At 34.1% G+C, this 15,470-nt stretch carries 11 protein-coding genes; 6 read left to right on the top strand and 5 right to left on the bottom strand.

The features are described 5' to 3' along the window. Positions 1–38: 38 nt before the first annotated feature. From radA to panC, 5 genes are all read right to left on the bottom strand, one after another. Positions 39–1,397, bottom strand: a complete 1,359-nt coding sequence (gene radA / locus ABD690_RS02305) for a DNA repair protein RadA (protein ID WP_344726633.1) — start codon at positions 1,395–1,397, stop codon at positions 39–41. Beyond that, positions 1,397–2,542, bottom strand: coding sequence for an alpha/beta hydrolase (locus ABD690_RS02310; protein ID WP_344726635.1), 1,146 nt, complete (start codon positions 2,540–2,542; stop codon positions 1,397–1,399). The genes radA and ABD690_RS02310 overlap by 1 nt, the downstream gene beginning before the upstream one ends. 88 nt (positions 2,543–2,630) lie before the next feature. Continuing rightward, on the bottom strand, positions 2,631–3,512 hold the full coding sequence (locus ABD690_RS02315; RefSeq protein WP_425554897.1) for a lysylphosphatidylglycerol synthase transmembrane domain-containing protein: 882 nt from the start codon (positions 3,510–3,512) through the stop codon (positions 2,631–2,633). 78 nt (positions 3,513–3,590) lie between these two features. Continuing rightward, positions 3,591–3,941: an aspartate 1-decarboxylase gene (panD, locus tag ABD690_RS02320; RefSeq protein ID WP_344726639.1), complete on the bottom strand. Its 351-nt coding sequence runs from the start codon at positions 3,939–3,941 to the stop codon at positions 3,591–3,593. A gap of 13 nt (positions 3,942–3,954) precedes the next feature. After that, on the bottom strand, positions 3,955–4,803 hold the full coding sequence (gene panC / locus ABD690_RS02325) for a pantoate--beta-alanine ligase (protein ID WP_344726641.1): 849 nt from the start codon (positions 4,801–4,803) through the stop codon (positions 3,955–3,957). Positions 4,804–4,914: 111 nt separating this feature from the next. On the opposite strand from panC, the gene ABD690_RS02330 reads away from it, so the two are divergent. The 6 genes from ABD690_RS02330 to atpD all read left to right on the top strand — a co-directional run bounded on the left by ABD690_RS02330 (position 4,915) and on the right by atpD (position 15,463). Further along, on the top strand, positions 4,915–5,724 hold the full coding sequence (locus tag ABD690_RS02330) for a glycogen/starch synthase (RefSeq protein WP_344726643.1): 810 nt from the start codon (positions 4,915–4,917) through the stop codon (positions 5,722–5,724). Between the two features lie 22 nt (positions 5,725–5,746). Beyond that, positions 5,747–7,342, top strand: a complete 1,596-nt coding sequence (gene bamH, locus ABD690_RS02335; RefSeq protein ID WP_344726645.1) for a BamH family beta-barrel-assembly machinery protein — start codon at positions 5,747–5,749, stop codon at positions 7,340–7,342. Positions 7,343–7,354: 12 nt separating this feature from the next. Next, positions 7,355–9,202 carry a glutamine--fructose-6-phosphate transaminase (isomerizing) gene (glmS, locus tag ABD690_RS02340; protein ID WP_344726647.1) on the top strand — a complete coding sequence of 616 codons (1,848 nt, stop codon included), beginning with the start codon at positions 7,355–7,357 and terminating at the stop codon, positions 9,200–9,202. A gap of 170 nt (positions 9,203–9,372) precedes the next feature. Beyond that, entirely contained in the window at positions 9,373–12,135 is a 2,763-nt protein-coding gene (locus ABD690_RS02345) for a TonB-dependent receptor (RefSeq protein WP_344726649.1), read from the top strand. Positions 12,136–12,138: 3 nt separating this feature from the next. Then, entirely contained in the window at positions 12,139–13,785 is a 1,647-nt protein-coding gene (locus ABD690_RS02350; RefSeq protein ID WP_344726651.1) for an SGNH/GDSL hydrolase family protein, read from the top strand. Between the two features lie 169 nt (positions 13,786–13,954). Beyond that, positions 13,955–15,463 (top strand): F0F1 ATP synthase subunit beta, encoded by a 1,509-nt coding sequence (gene atpD / locus ABD690_RS02355; protein ID WP_344726653.1) that lies wholly within the window; start codon positions 13,955–13,957, stop codon positions 15,461–15,463. Positions 15,464–15,470: the final 7 nt, after the last annotated feature.

Genomic DNA, 15,470 nt, shown 5'->3' on the forward strand with positions numbered 1-15,470 from the left:
TGATTTTTAGTAAAATAGGCGTGTTGAAATGCGTGATTTTAAACAATAAAATCTACCAAATCCTCAATTTTCGAAATCAATTGAATTTTTATAGCTGTATTCTTAAGTGATATTTTATTGTATTTAGATACAAATATGGTTGCAAACCCTAATTTTTCAGCTTCTAAAATACGTTGCTCAACACGTTGAACAGGCCTAATTTCACCAGACAAGCCAACCTCTGCAGCAAAACAAAAGTCTTTTTGAAGAGCTTCATCCTCATTTGACGACAAAATAGCAGCTACTACCGCTAAATCTATTGCTGGATCATCAACAGTAATACCACCTGTGATGTTTAGAAAGACATCTTTTGCTCCAAGACGAAAACCTGCACGTTTTTCTAAAACCGCCAAAAGCATATTTAAGCGTTTTGCATTAAAACCTGTGGCGCTTCGCTGTGGTGTACCATAAACCGCCGTGCTTACCAAAGCCTGAACCTCTATCATTAAAGGACGTAAACCTTCTAGTGTTGCTGCAATGGCATTTCCTGAAAGTTCTTCATCTTTTTTTGATATTAATATTTCACTAGGGTTTGACACTTCTCTTAAGCCAGAACCCTGCATTTCATAAATACCTAATTCACTAGTTGAACCAAAGCGGTTTTTATTTGCCCTTAAAATCCTAAAAACATGATTACGATCACCTTCAAATTGTAAAACCGTATCAACCATGTGCTCCAAGATTTTTGGTCCTGCAATATTACCGTCTTTGGTAATATGACCAATCAAAACTACTGGTGTTGCTGTTTCCTTGGCAAATTTTATAAGTTCCGTAGTACATTCTTTAATTTGAGAAATACTACCGGAAGACGCCTCGATATAATCGCTATGCAATGTTTGGATAGAATCTACAACAACGATATCTGGTTGCAAATCCTCAATCTGTCTGAAAATATTTTGGGTTTTTGTTTCTGTTAAAATATAGCAGTTATTACTATTAGGATTAATACGTTGCGCACGCATTTTTATTTGCTTTTGGCTCTCTTCTCCAGAAACGTACAGCGTTTTGTAGGGTAGTTTTAAAGCTATCTGAAGCAAAAGTGTACTTTTTCCTATACCAGGTTCTCCTCCTAATAGCGTAAGAGATCCAGGAACAATACCACCACCTAGAACACGATTAAACTCTTCATCATTTGTATTTAATCGCGCATCTTGAGAAGCATCTATTTCATTAATTAATAATGGTTTTGATGTTCTTTTTGCGGCTGATGTTGGAGTTTTCCAATCGCTTTTTTCAGGTTTTTGTATGAGTTCTTCAGCAATGGTATTCCATTCTTTACAAGATGTACATTGTCCTTGCCATTTAGAATATTGAGTGCCGCAATTTTGACAAAAAAAAGTGGTTTTTACTTTAGCCATTAATATCCAAAATCTGCTTTAATTTCATCTGCTTTTTCAAGCATTAAATCTTTTGTCAACCCTGCTATTTCCTCTAAAACATATGCTGATTGATAGGTTTTCATTGCTTTTTTTGGCTCGCCTGTTTCCTCATAAAAACGTGCAATATAGTAACTTCCTAAAAGTGTTTCAGGATATTGCTTTCTCGCAATTTTTCCTAACTCCTCAAGGTATTCATACTTTTCAGATTTATTTATAGCAGCTTCTATGGCTTTAAAATCGTTTACAAGAATTGGTTTTTCTATACCAAACAAATCTTTTATCATTTGGTATTTTTCTGTAAGGTAATCAACAGGCGATGATTCTAATTTTACAATTGTTTCGCGATATTCCTTTATACTTATTGGTCTGAAAACAAAGAATATATCTTCTAACGCATTAGGAATTGCGTGAGCTGGCAATGCATAATGAGAAGGTCCTTCAAAATTATCAAAACTAAAAAGAAGGTTTTTGTTATCTATAGCCGAAATGCTTGTATTTAAAGCTTCAGTATCAGCTTTTATACTTTTTACATCATCACTAGACGTTGCTAAATAGTAAAAAACTTTACTTTCAAGTTTAGACATTTTCTCCGTAAGATAACTATTCATGTCTGGAGCTAAATCTGGACTTATAGAAACGTATGCTTGAAATAATGGAACACCTTTTAATAGATAATAATTAATATAATTTGCTGTTTCTCCATGTCCTACTGCTACTCTAAAATTTTCTGTTCGGTAGTTTTTTTCAATATGTGGAATTAACTCTGTGCCAACAAACTCAAAAAAAGCAGCTCCTGTTTCTATTGGTAATGAGTTTTGTTCTGAATAATAACTATCATCAAATCGTTTATCCATTTGGTTTATTCCAACAACAATAGCTTCTGGCATATCTTCCCAGTATGAATAATAATCAACATTCCCTGCTACTGGTTCAAACAGGTAGTCACCATCAAAAACTACAATTATTGGATAACTTTTGTCGCTATCGTCATACCCTCTTGGTAATTGGATTTTTAACTCACGTGTTTCTCCTAGTTTGATAGACTTTAAAGGCTCATAAATAACCTGACTCTGTATCGCTTGTACTGAAAACAGAACAAGAAGTGCGTAGATAATTTTTTTCATTAAGCGTATATTGAATATTATAACGGCAAGTTATGAAATAAAGATTAAAAAAAGTGCATTGTTTTTTTTAAGAAGAATATAAATGCTTCTACAATCTTTTTTTATTGTAAAGTGGCAAAAATATAAGAGAAAATCCACCACAAATAACAAGCATTAATGTTTGTGATGACCAAGCAATCCACCCAAAAGCAATACTTGGTGATTGCGCAACACCAAATACTGCAAATGCAGCAAATATCGCAACCGGATAAGAACCTATGCCTCCATTTGTAGCTGCAATACTAAAACTTGCGGATATAAAACCTATCAATATAGCTCCAAAAGCAATACCATGCAATTCAGCAACGGCAAATGTGGTTACATAAAACATAAGCACGTACATAATCCATATAAAGATTGTATGCGCCATGAATTGCCATTTTTTCTTCATTTTAAAAATGCTAAACACACCTTCTTTTAAACCATTTATGAAATTTTTGATTTTTATTGCAAATGCAGATTGACTTTTGTTTATAAACAAGATTAAAAGCCCAAACATTATAGCTAAAAAAGCTAAACCAAATGCTATAGTAAATGGGTTAAACCTATCTATAAAAAAAGCATAGATATAGTCAAATTGAAGAAATAAAGCTATGGCTATAATAAGCAAAAGCAGAATCATATCAGCAACACGTTCTGCCACTATGGTTCCGAAACCTTTTTCAAAAGGAACTTGCTCGTAAGTTGTCAAAACCGAAGCTCTTGCAACTTCTCCAGCTCTCGGCACTGTATAATTGATAAGATAAGCAGAAAACACAGCCATAATACTATTAGGAAATTTAGGCTTGTATCCCATAGGCTCTAACAAATAGAGCCATCGATATGCTCGAGACAAATGACTTAAAAAGCCGAAGAAAACACCCAAAAACACCCAGTAATAATTTGCGTTTTTAAAGTATTCTAATAATTCGTTAAAGGGCACTTTAGACAAAGAATACCATATTAAAAAAACTCCCAATAAAATTGGGAGCGATATTTTTAGTATACTTTTTGTCTTGCTATTCACACGTTATTTTAAAAGATTAGTGGCTTCATCAGGAAACACTAATGAAGGCTTAAATTCTTTTGCTTCATCCATAGTCATAAAGCCATAGGTGATTAAAATAAGTACATCTCCAGGTGACACGAGTCTTGCAGCCGCACCGTTTAAGGTTATTTCACCACTTTTTCTTGGTCCAGGGATTGCATAAGTTTCTAACCGTGCACCGTTGTTATTGTTTACAATTTGAACTTTTTCTCCTTGTACAATATTTGCTGCATCCATCAAATCTTCATCAATAGTAATACTACCAATGTAATTTAAATCTGCACCTGTGCATTTTACCCTGTGAATTTTCGATTTTACTACTTGTACTTGCATACGGCAAAGATAATTAATTTAGGGCGATATTATCAATTAATCTAATATCATCTGCATATACTGCTATAAAGGCTCTATATGCTTTTTTGTTTGACTTTCTTTTTATTGGTTTTAATGTTTCAGAATCAGCTATTACAAAATATTCCAACTGTAATAATTCATTTTCTTTAAACTGATTTTCAACCCATTCCACTACCTTATTAGCACTTTTTGTGCCAAACTTTTCTTTGGCTTCTTTTAGTATTTTATAAATAAAAGGTGCTGCTTTTTTATACGCTGGTTTTAGTCGTTCATTACGAGAACTCATTGCTAATCCGTTTGTTTCTCGGTGAATTTTACAACCAATTATGGCAACTGGTAAATTATGCTTTTGAACCATTTTTTTTATAATGGCAAGTTGCTGAAAATCTTTCTCTCCAAAATAAGCACTATCTGGAGTTACTATTTCAAACAAACGCTTTACTATGGTACCAACACCATCAAAATGACCTTGGCGAAATTGTCCTTCCATTTCAAATTCTAAACCATCAAAACTAAAATGTTCTGCTTCTGTTTTTCCTTGATAAATATCATCAACAGAAGGCGCATAAACAATAACATCTTTAGACACTGTGCTTAAAAGCGCTGTATCTCGCTCTAATGTTCTAGGATATTTTTCTAAATCTTCAGCATTGTCAAACTGTGTAGGATTTACAAAAATACTAACAATAAGTATGTCATTATTTTCTAATCCTTCTTTTACTAAAGACATATGTCCCTCGTGCAATGCACCCATAGTTGGTACAAAGCCTATACGTTTACCTTGAGCCTTTAATGAGCTTATTAGGTCTTGTATTTGTTTCCTTTTATTTAGAACAATCACTTTTAATAAAAAATTAACGGGTGCAAACTTAATACTTTACTGATAATCTGCATAAAATTTTGTACTTTTGCGTGTTTTTTATTCTGAATTCACATAAAAACAAGATAGTTTATGAAAGATAAGAGGATATTGTATGTATCATCTGAAGTAGTGCCTTATTTACCTGAAACCGAAATTTCTTCTATGTCATTTGAAGCACCTAGAATGGTGAATCAATTAGGAGGTCAAATACGAATATTTATGCCAAGGTATGGCAATATAAATGAAAGGAGACATCAATTACATGAGGTTATAAGACTTTCCGGTATAAATCTGGTAATTAATGATCTAGATATGCCTCTAATTATTAAAGTTGCTTCTATACCTAAAGAACGTATTCAAGTTTACTTTATAGACAACGACGAATATTTTAAAAGAAAAGCAACACTTACAGACGAAGACGGTAACTTATTCCCTGATAATGATGAACGCGCTATCTTTTTTGCTAAAGGTGTTATTGAAACAGTCAAGAAACTAAACTGGTCTCCAGATATTATTCATGTTCATGGTTGGCTTGCTTCCTTATTGCCATTATACCTAAAGCAATTTTATAAAGATGAGCCTTTATTTAATGAAAGTAAAATAGTTACATCTGTGTACAATCAAAGCTTTGATGGAACGTTAAATAAAGACATGCACAAAAAAATTCAGTTTGACAACATAGATGAAACTGCTGTAAAAACGCTTGAAAGCCCAACTTACAACAACCTAATGAAAGTTGCTATAGATCATTCTGATGCTTTAATTATTGGGTCTGAAGAAATTCCTGACGAGTTAACAAATTATTTAAAAGACTCTAAAAAACCCGTTTTAGATTATAGATCTAAAGACGAATTCAGTGAAGCTTACACACAGTTTTACAATACTGAAGTATTAGATTAAATTTACGTACTTTAAAAAAACAATGAAAAAGAAAGAAAATCATATTTTAAAATCAATAAGCTTATTACTACTTATTGCTATAACGTGTATTGCCTGCGAAAGAGATTTCTCTTCTGTAGAGAGTGATTTAGAAGGTTATAAAAACTTCAACACCAACTCAATGCAATTCCCTATTGTTGCTTACAATAAAAAAACTGGACCAGTACAGACTAACAATTTATCAAGTAATTTGCTTGGTGTTTATAACGATCCTGTTTATGGTCAAACTACAGCATCAATTGTTAGCCAAGTAGTACCTACAACTTATAGCCCTGATTTTGGAGAAGATCCAGAAATAGTAGATGTGCAATTAACAATCCCTTATTTTGTTACAAACCTTAACACTACTGATCAAAATGGGTTAGCAACGTACAAAATAGATTCACTATACGGTAGCTCTCCAATAAAACTATCAATTAGAGAAAACACTTATTTTTTGAGAGACAACAATCCTAATAATTTAGATGAATCTCAAAAATACTACTCTAATGCTGGGCAAGCGTTAAACATTGATAACGAAAATGGAGAAGAATTCTTTGTAAACGGACAATTCTTCCCTGACAATACAGAAATAGTAGTAACAGAATACAACGAAGATACCGGAGAAGATGAAGAGGTTGAAAGAATAACACCTAGTTTAAGAGTTTCTCTTTTCAACAGTACTGATAATGAAACGTTTTGGAATGACTTGTTTTTTTCTCAAGAAGGAACTTCTGCATTTAGTAACGCTAACAATTTCAAAGACTATTTTAGGGGTCTATTGCTAAAAGCTGAAGCTATTAGTGAATCAGGAAACATGGTGATGCTAGACCTTACTAAAGCCTCAATAGTTGTCACTTACTCCAATCCAAATGATGCTGGTACCGCAAGAATCAACAGCGAATACAACTTAATTTTTTCAGGAAATAAATTAAATATTTTTGAAAACGACCCTTCAAACACTATTATAGATCAAGCAGACGCTAATGCAAATCCAACAACGGGAGATGAGAACCTATATCTAAAAGGAGGAGAAGGATCAATGGCGGTTATTGACTTGTTTAATGGCCAAATGCTTGACGAGGATGGAAACCTAGTAGATTCTAAAGAATACTTTTTAAGTAAAAAAGAAGATTGGTTAATAAATGAAGCTAATTTAGTTTTTTATGTAAACCAAAATATCGTGAATCAAAAAGAACCAGACAGGGTTACGCTTTACGACCTAACAAATAACGAAGCAATAATAGACTACACCTATGACACTTCAACAAATACAGCTTTACCGCTTTATTCAAAAATAAATTTCTCTAAAATATTAGAAAGAGATAGTAACAATAACGGTGTTAAATATAAAATTCAAGTTACAGAACATTTAAATAATATTTTATTACGAGATTCTCTAAACCTTAAATTAGGTTTATTTGTTACTACTAACATAAATGGAGAAACAAATTCTGCTACTTTAAATAATGAAGATGACATTGTTCCAACAACAACAGTTTTATCTCCTAGAGGAACCGTTTTACACGGAAACACAGCTAGTGTTCCTGATGACAAAAAAGCATATTTAGAAATATATTTCACTGATCCAAATAATTAAATAGAATAATTTATGTGTGGTATTGTAGGTTATATAGGCCATAGAGAGGCATATCCAATAATTTTAGAAGGATTAAAACGTTTAGAATATCGTGGTTATGATAGTGCTGGTATAGCCCTATATGATGGTACAGACCTAAATGTTTGTAAAACAAAAGGTAAAGTAGCCGATTTAGAATCACGCATAGAAAAAGAATCAACAACCAAAGGATCTATCGGTATTGGACATACACGTTGGGCTACACATGGTGTTCCTAATAACATTAATGCGCATCCACACTACTCAAACACTGGCGATTTAGTTATTATACACAATGGTATAATAGAAAACTATAGCGCTTTGAGAAAAGAGTTAATTTCAAGAGGTTATAGTTTTAAATCTGATACCGACACAGAAGTTTTAGTCAACCTTATAGAAGACATAAAACGTAAAGAAAAAACAAAATTAGGTAAAGCAGTTCAAATAGCATTAAATCAAGTTGTAGGTGCTTATGCTATTGCCGTTTTTGATAAGAATAAACCAGACGAAATAGTCATAGCGCGTTTAGGAAGTCCGCTTGCAGTTGGCGTTGGTGACAACGAGTTTTTTATAGCAAGTGATGCCTCTCCATTTATTGAATATACAAAAAATGCCATATATCTTGAAGATGAAGAAATGGCAATTGTAAGGCTAAATAAAGAGATAAAAATTAGAAAAATAAAAGATGACTCGTCAGTAGATCCTTATGTTCAAGAGCTTCAAATGAATTTAGAGCAGATTGAAAAAGGAGGCTATGAGCATTTTATGCTGAAAGAAATATACGAACAACCACGTGCTATTTTAGATACATTTAGAGGGAGACTTCTTTCTAACGAAGCCATCATAAAAATGGTAGGCGTAGAGGATAATATGAAAAAATTCCTTAATGCTGATAGAATAATAGTTGTAGCTTGTGGAACATCTTGGCATGCTGGTTTGGTTTCTGAATACATCTTTGAAGATTTAGCACGAATACCTGTTGAAGTTGAATATGCTTCAGAATTCAGATACAGAAACCCTGTAATAACAGAAAAAGATATTGTTATTGCAATATCGCAATCTGGTGAAACTGCTGATACATTAGCAGCCATAAAACTAGCTAAATCAAAAGGAGCATTTGTTTTTGGTGTTTGCAATGTTGTAGGTTCATCTATAGCTAGAGAAACCCATGCTGGCGCCTACACACATGCCGGCCCAGAAATAGGAGTTGCTTCTACCAAAGCATTTACTACGCAAATTACCGTACTTACGCTAATTGCGTTAAGATTAGCTAGAGCAAAAGGAACAATTTCTAGCTCTGATTTTAGACGTCACTTAATAGAATTAGAACTTATCCCAGAAAAAGTTGAAAAAACATTACTTTCTGATAAGAATGTTAAAACTATTGCTAGTATATACAAAGACGCTAAAAACTGCCTTTATTTAGGAAGAGGTTACAATTTCCCGGTTGCGCTAGAAGGCGCATTAAAACTAAAGGAGATTTCATATATACACGCTGAGGGTTATCCTGCTGCCGAAATGAAACATGGACCAATAGCCTTAATTGATGAAAACATGCCTATCGTTGTTATTGCTACAAAAATGGGGCATTATGAAAAAGTTGTTAGCAATATAGAAGAAATTAAATCTAGAGAAGGTAAAATTATTGGTATTGTAACTGAAGGTGATGAGACTGTAAAAAAACTTGCAGATCATGTTATTGAGGTTCCTGAAACATTAGAGTCATTAACTCCTTTATTAACCACAATTCCATTACAACTACTATCTTATCACATTGCTGTGATGCTTGATAAAAATGTTGATCAACCTAGAAATTTAGCAAAATCCGTGACGGTAGAATAATTATTTTTTAAACTACAGTAAACGAATATTTTACCAATTAAGAATATCGCAAATTTAAGTGTATATTTTTATTAAATTATGTTATGCACGCATACTTTTTTGCAAAAAAAACATAAAATTCTCATTTTATTATTTATATTGCTATTAAAATAATTAACTAAAACTAAAAGATGAGATCAATTCTTTCAATTTTATTGTTGTTTGTATGCAGTATAACTTACTCACAAACAACAATTTCAGGATCGGTTGTAGATAATAATAGCCAGCCCATTCCTGGTGCAAATGTTATTGTAGTAGGTACCTCAAGCGGTACATCAACAGATTTTGATGGTAACTTTACATTAACTTTAGACCAAAACCCGCCTTTTACGCTTCAAGCTAGTAGTATTGGGTTTACTTCTACTTCAGAACAGGTTAATGAAAACAACCAAGTAATCAACTTTATCCTTGAAGAAGGAACTTCTTTAGATGAAGTTGTTATTTCTGCTTCAAGAACTCCAGAACGTATATTTGAATCGCCTGTAACAGTTGAGCGTTTTGGTTTAAAAGAAATCAAAAACACTGCTTCTGCAGATTTTTATGATGGTTTAGAAAACCTAAAAGGTGTAGATGTAAACACAAACAGTTTAACTTTCAAAGCTATAAACACAAGAGGTTTTGCAACATTTGCAAACACAAGGTTTATGCAGCTAGTAGATGGTATGGACAATTCTACTCCAGCTTTAAATTTCCCAATTGGAAATTTAGTAGGTATGAATGAAACAGATGTTCAAAGTGTTGAATTACTTCCAGGTGCAGCTTCTGCACTATATGGAGCAAATGCCTTTAACGGTATTTTATTTATGAGAAGTAAAAGTCCTTTTGACCATACTGGAATTAGTGGGTATTACAAACAAGGTATAACTTCTCAAGATGCTGCTGGAGATAACACTTATAGAGATGCAGGTATAAGAGTAGCTCATAAGTTTAGCGAAAAATTTGCAGCTAAAGTTAACTTTGGATGGCTAAAAGGTACCGACTGGGTAGCTAACAACATGCAAGGAAAACCTGAAGGTGGTGCTACAAGAGCTTCAACAGATTATGATGGTTATAACGTATACGGTGATGAAGTTTCTACAAACATTCATGATGCTTCAGGAGGATTAGGAGTTATTCCAGATGTTGTAGTAAGTAGAACAGGATACAATGAAACAGACCTCACTGATTATAATGCAGAAAGTGTTAAAGCTGATTGGGGATTATACTATCGCCCATGGGCTAGTGATTTTGAGATCCAATATGTTGGAAAAGTAGGGACAGGTTCAACTATATATCAAGGAACTAACCGTTACTACATTGATAACTTCACACAACAACAACACAAAATCGAAGTTAGAAATGATAATTTCTTTTTAAGAGGTTATGTGGTTGCTGATAAAGCAGGTGATTCTTATGATATGGTTTTTACTGGGATTAATATAAACAGAGCTTTTAAAAGTGATGAAGATTGGTTTGGTGACTATATAGCAACATACGCAGGCATTGAGTTAAGTGGAAACCCGCAAGGCTTAACTGACGAACAAAAACATGCAGCAGCTCGTGCTATCGCAGATAATGGTCGTTTTGCTCCAGGATCAAAACAATTCAACAACGCATTTAATAGAGTAATTCAAGATCCAGATTTTTCAAAAGGATCTCAATTTAAAGATGCTTCAAAATATTATCATGCTGATGGTAACTATAATTTCAGTCATCTTTGGGATGCTATTGAAGTACAAGTTGGTGGATCTTATAGAAGATACAGCCTAAATTCTTCAGGTACAATTTATACAGATTATAACGAAGCAATCGAGTATTCTGAATTTGGTATGTATACACAATTGCAAAAACAACTAGAATTAAATGAAAGCTTAAAATTAAAGCTTACAGGGTCTCTTCGTTATGATAAATCAGAATTTTTTGACGGATTCTTTTCTCCTAGAATTTCAGCTGGTTTAACTGTTAATGAAAATCATAATATTAGAGCTTCATACCAAACAGGATTTAGAAACCCAACTACACAAGATTTATTTATAGGTCTTGATGCTGGTAGAGCTATTTTAGTAGGATCTGCACCTACAAATTTAGATCGTTATGTAAGAACATACGATGCAAATGATGGTAACAGATATACGCAAAGTGGTGCTGCAGCTTATAACAACTCTTATACGCAATCTTCGGTATTAGCATTTGAAGCCGCAAGAAAAACAGGAACACCTTTAGCGGAAGCTTCACAACTATTACGAGTAGGAAACTCAAATATTGTTGAGCCAGAACAAGTAACATCTTTTGAAGTTGGTTATAGAGGTAAACTTAACAGCACAATCATTGATTTAAGTTTATACTACAACAAATACAAAGACTTTATTTCTGGTGAAAACGTTATTGCGCCGCTTTATGGTCAAGTTGGTGACAATGCTCTTTCTGTTGATGCAATTGACTCTGATGATTATATCACATATCAAACATATACAAACTCTGATGCTGATATTAACTCTTATGGTGGATCAATTGGATTATCTACAAAAGTACTTAATGGTTTTGATTTAGGTGTAAATTATACGTACACTAAACAAGATTTTGACCAAGCTGCTTTCCCTGATTTTAGAACAAACTTTAACACTCCAGAGCACAAAGTGAAAGCTTCTTTTGGAAAAACAGACTTGTTTAAAAATTTCGGATTTAACGTAGCATGGAGATGGAGTGACGATTACTACTGGCAAGCTACTTTTGGAGATGGAGACATCCCTGCTTACCATACTTTAGACGCTCAACTTAATTATCGTGTACCTAAAATTAAATCATCATTTAAAGTTGGTGCCACAAACATTCTTGGTGACGAATACTTTACAGCTATAGGTACTGGTTACATCGGTTCTATGTACTATGTATCTTGGACAATTAATAATTTATAAGCCATGAAAAAGAATAAATCAATGATTATGAAAACAAAATCAAAATACATATGGTTATTCGCTACTCTACTTGCTGTATCAGCTTGTAGTAGTGACGATGACAGTTTAACAACAAGTATTGAAGCCCCTAAACCTGAATTATCTAATGGTGAAGCAGATTTCTCTAAATATATAGCAGTAGGAGCTTCTTTTAGTGGTGGCTATACAGATGGAGCTTTATTCATTGCAGGTCAAGAAAATTCATTCCCAAATATGCTTTCTCAAAAGTTTGCATTAGTTGGTGGTGGCACATTTTCACAACCCCTAATGAATGACAACATTGGTGGATTAGTTGCAGGAACTACGGTTCTTGCCAACCCTAGGTTCTACTTTGATGGTAGCGGTCCTGCGATATTACCAGCTACTCCTACAACACAAGCTACAAATGTATTAACAGGTCCTTTTAATAACTATGGAATTCCAGGAATGAAAAGTTTTCATTTAGGAGTTGCTGGATATGGTTCATTAAATCCCTATTTTGGTAGAATGGCATCTAGTGCTGGTGCTACTGTTTTAGGAGATGCAGTGGCTCAAAGCCCTACATTCTTTTCATTATCAGAAATAGGAGGAAATGATGTTTTAGGTTACGCTCTATCAGGAGGAACAGGTGTAGACCAAACAGGAAACTTTAACCCTGCAACATATGGAGCAAATGACATTACTGACCCTAATGTTTTTGCAACATCATTTAATGCTGCTGTAAGCGCTTTAATTGGAGCTAACAACGCTAAAGGCGTTGTAGGAAACGTTCCTTATATTACAAGTTTAGCGCATTTCACAACAGTGCCACATAATCCTTTAGACCCTTCTAACCCTGATTTTGGGCCTCAAATTCCTACATTAAATAATGTTTTCGGAGCCTTAAACCCAATATTTCAAGCTATAGATCCAAGCCGCGCCATTGTTTTCTCTGAAACAGAAGCAAGCCCGGTTGTAATAAGAGATGAAACATTAGCTGATATTTCTGTTCAAATAGCAACAGCTTTAAATAACAGTCCTACATTTCCTGCGTTTTTAGCACAATTTGGTTTAGATGGTAGTAACCCTGTTGTTGTTCAGTTAGTAGCTAACCTTTTAGGACAAACTTATGGACAAACTAGACAAGCAACAGAAAATGACTTATTCGTATTACCAAGTAGCTCAATTATTGGGCAAGTAAATCAAACTTATGCGCAGTTTTTAGCAGGTCAAGGCCTTCCTGCTCAAGTTGCTGGACAATTTGCTATTGAAGGTGTTACATTACCTTTAGAAGATAAATGGGTCCTGATTCCTAGCGAACAAGCATCTATAAAAACAGCTACTGATGCTTACAATGCAACCATTGAGTCTGCAGCAACTGACAACGGTTTAGCTCTAGTTGACTTTAAAGGCATTTTAGAAGAAGCCTCTACATCTGGTATTTTTACTGGAGATTACATTTTAAATACAAGTTTAGTAACAGGAGGATTAATAAGTTTAGATGGTGTCCATTTAACAGCCAGAGGCTACGCAGTTATGGCAAATGAAATTATGAAAGCCATAGACGCTACTTATGGTAGTAATTTTGAAGCATCTGGAAACCTATTAAACGTTTCTAACTATGGCGTAACATACTCGCCAATGCTACAATAAAACACTTTTTTATATCATATTATAAACGCTCTCAAAATGAGAGCGTTTTTTATAGATAAAGAGCTGAAAAATTTGATGCGGTTTTTAAATTAAAAACTCATATATTTGCAGCGCGAAAACAATAGGTGTTTTCATTCAATTAAATAGCATAATATTAAACACATAAGTAATGTCAAAAGTTACAGGTAAAGTTGCACAAATAGTAGGTCCAGTTATCGATGTTGAATTCGGAGCTGGTGCTGAACTTCCAAAAATTTATGATTCGTTAGAAATTAAAAGACCTGATGGTTCAATTTTAGTACTAGAAGTACAATCTCACATTGGTGAAGATACTGTACGTACTATAGCGATGGACTCTTCTGATGGTTTAAGTAGAGGAACAGAAGTTACTGCAACTGGTGCTCCTATTCAAATGCCAATTGGTGAAGATGTTTACGGACGTCTATTTAATGTAATTGGTGATGCTATTGATGGTATTGGAGATTTACCTAAAGCTGGAGACGCAGGTTTACCAATTCACAGACAAGCACCAAAATTTGAAGATTTATCAACATCTACTGAAGTACTTTTTACAGGTATTAAAGTAATCGATCTTATTGAGCCTTATGCAAAAGGTGGTAAAATTGGATTGTTTGGTGGTGCTGGTGTAGGTAAAACCGTATTAATTCAGGAGTTAATTAACAACATTGCAAAAGGACATGGTGGTCTTTCAGTATTTGCTGGTGTTGGAGAAAGAACTCGTGAAGGAAACGATTTACTTCGTGAGATGTTAGAGTCTGGTATTATTAAATATGGTGATGACTTTATGCACTCTATGGAAGATGGCGGATGGGATTTATCAAAAGTAGATAAAACTGCTATGAAAGATTCTAAAGCTACTTTCGTATTCGGACAAATGAATGAGCCTCCTGGAGCTCGTGCTCGTGTAGCACTTTCAGGATTAACTATAGCAGAATATTTCCGTGATGGCGCTGGTGACGGACAAGGAAAAGACGTACTTTTCTTCGTAGATAACATCTTCCGTTTTACACAAGCTGGTTCAGAGGTATCTGCACTTTTAGGTCGTATGCCATCTGCCGTAGGTTACCAACCTACATTAGCAACTGAAATGGGTGCGATGCAAGAACGTATTACATCAACTAAAAAAGGTTCTATTACATCTGTACAAGCGGTTTACGTACCTGCAGATGATTTAACGGATCCTGCTCCTGCAACAACGTTTGCTCACTTAGATGCAACAACAGTATTATCTCGTAAAATTGCAGAGCTTGGTATTTATCCTGCGGTAGATCCATTAGATTCTACATCAAGAATTTTAACTGCTGATATTTTAGGAAATGAGCACTATGACTGTGCACAACGTGTAAAAGAGTTATTACAACGTTATAAAGAATTACAAGACATTATCGCCATTCTTGGTATGGAAGAATTATCTGAAGAAGATAAACTTGCTGTATCTCGTGCGCGTCGTGTACAACGTTTCTTATCTCAACCTTTCCACGTAGCAGAACAATTTACTGGTATTCCAGGTGTTTTAGTAGATATTAAAGACACAATTAAAGGATTTAACATGATTATGGAAGGTGAATTAGATCACTTACCAGAAGCAGCGTTTAACCTTAAAGGAACTATCGAAGAAGCGATTGAGGCTGGAGAAAAAATGTTAGCTGAAGCGTAAAACTAGT

The organism is Corallibacter vietnamensis, assembly GCF_039537875.1.
GTDB classification, from domain to species: domain Bacteria; phylum Bacteroidota; class Bacteroidia; order Flavobacteriales; family Flavobacteriaceae; genus Corallibacter; species Corallibacter vietnamensis.

Bases quoted from the DNA above. Each gene is read 5' to 3' on its own strand.
- radA (WP_344726633.1), bottom strand. From the start codon at position 1,397: ATGGCTAAAGTAAAAACCACTTTTTTTTGTCAAAATTGCGGCACTCAA.
- ABD690_RS02310 (WP_344726635.1), bottom strand. From the start codon at position 2,542: ATGAAAAAAATTATCTACGCACTTCTTGTTCTGTTTTCAGTACAAGCG.
- panD (WP_344726639.1), bottom strand. From the start codon at position 3,941: ATGCAAGTACAAGTAGTAAAATCGAAAATTCACAGGGTAAAATGCACA.
- ABD690_RS02330 (WP_344726643.1), top strand. From the start codon at position 4,915: ATGAAAGATAAGAGGATATTGTATGTATCATCTGAAGTAGTGCCTTAT.
- bamH (WP_344726645.1), top strand. From the start codon at position 5,747: ATGAAAAAGAAAGAAAATCATATTTTAAAATCAATAAGCTTATTACTA.
- glmS (WP_344726647.1), top strand. From the start codon at position 7,355: ATGTGTGGTATTGTAGGTTATATAGGCCATAGAGAGGCATATCCAATA.
- ABD690_RS02345 (WP_344726649.1), top strand. From the start codon at position 9,373: ATGAGATCAATTCTTTCAATTTTATTGTTGTTTGTATGCAGTATAACT.
- ABD690_RS02350 (WP_344726651.1), top strand. From the start codon at position 12,139: ATGAAAAAGAATAAATCAATGATTATGAAAACAAAATCAAAATACATA.
- atpD (WP_344726653.1), top strand. From the start codon at position 13,955: ATGTCAAAAGTTACAGGTAAAGTTGCACAAATAGTAGGTCCAGTTATC.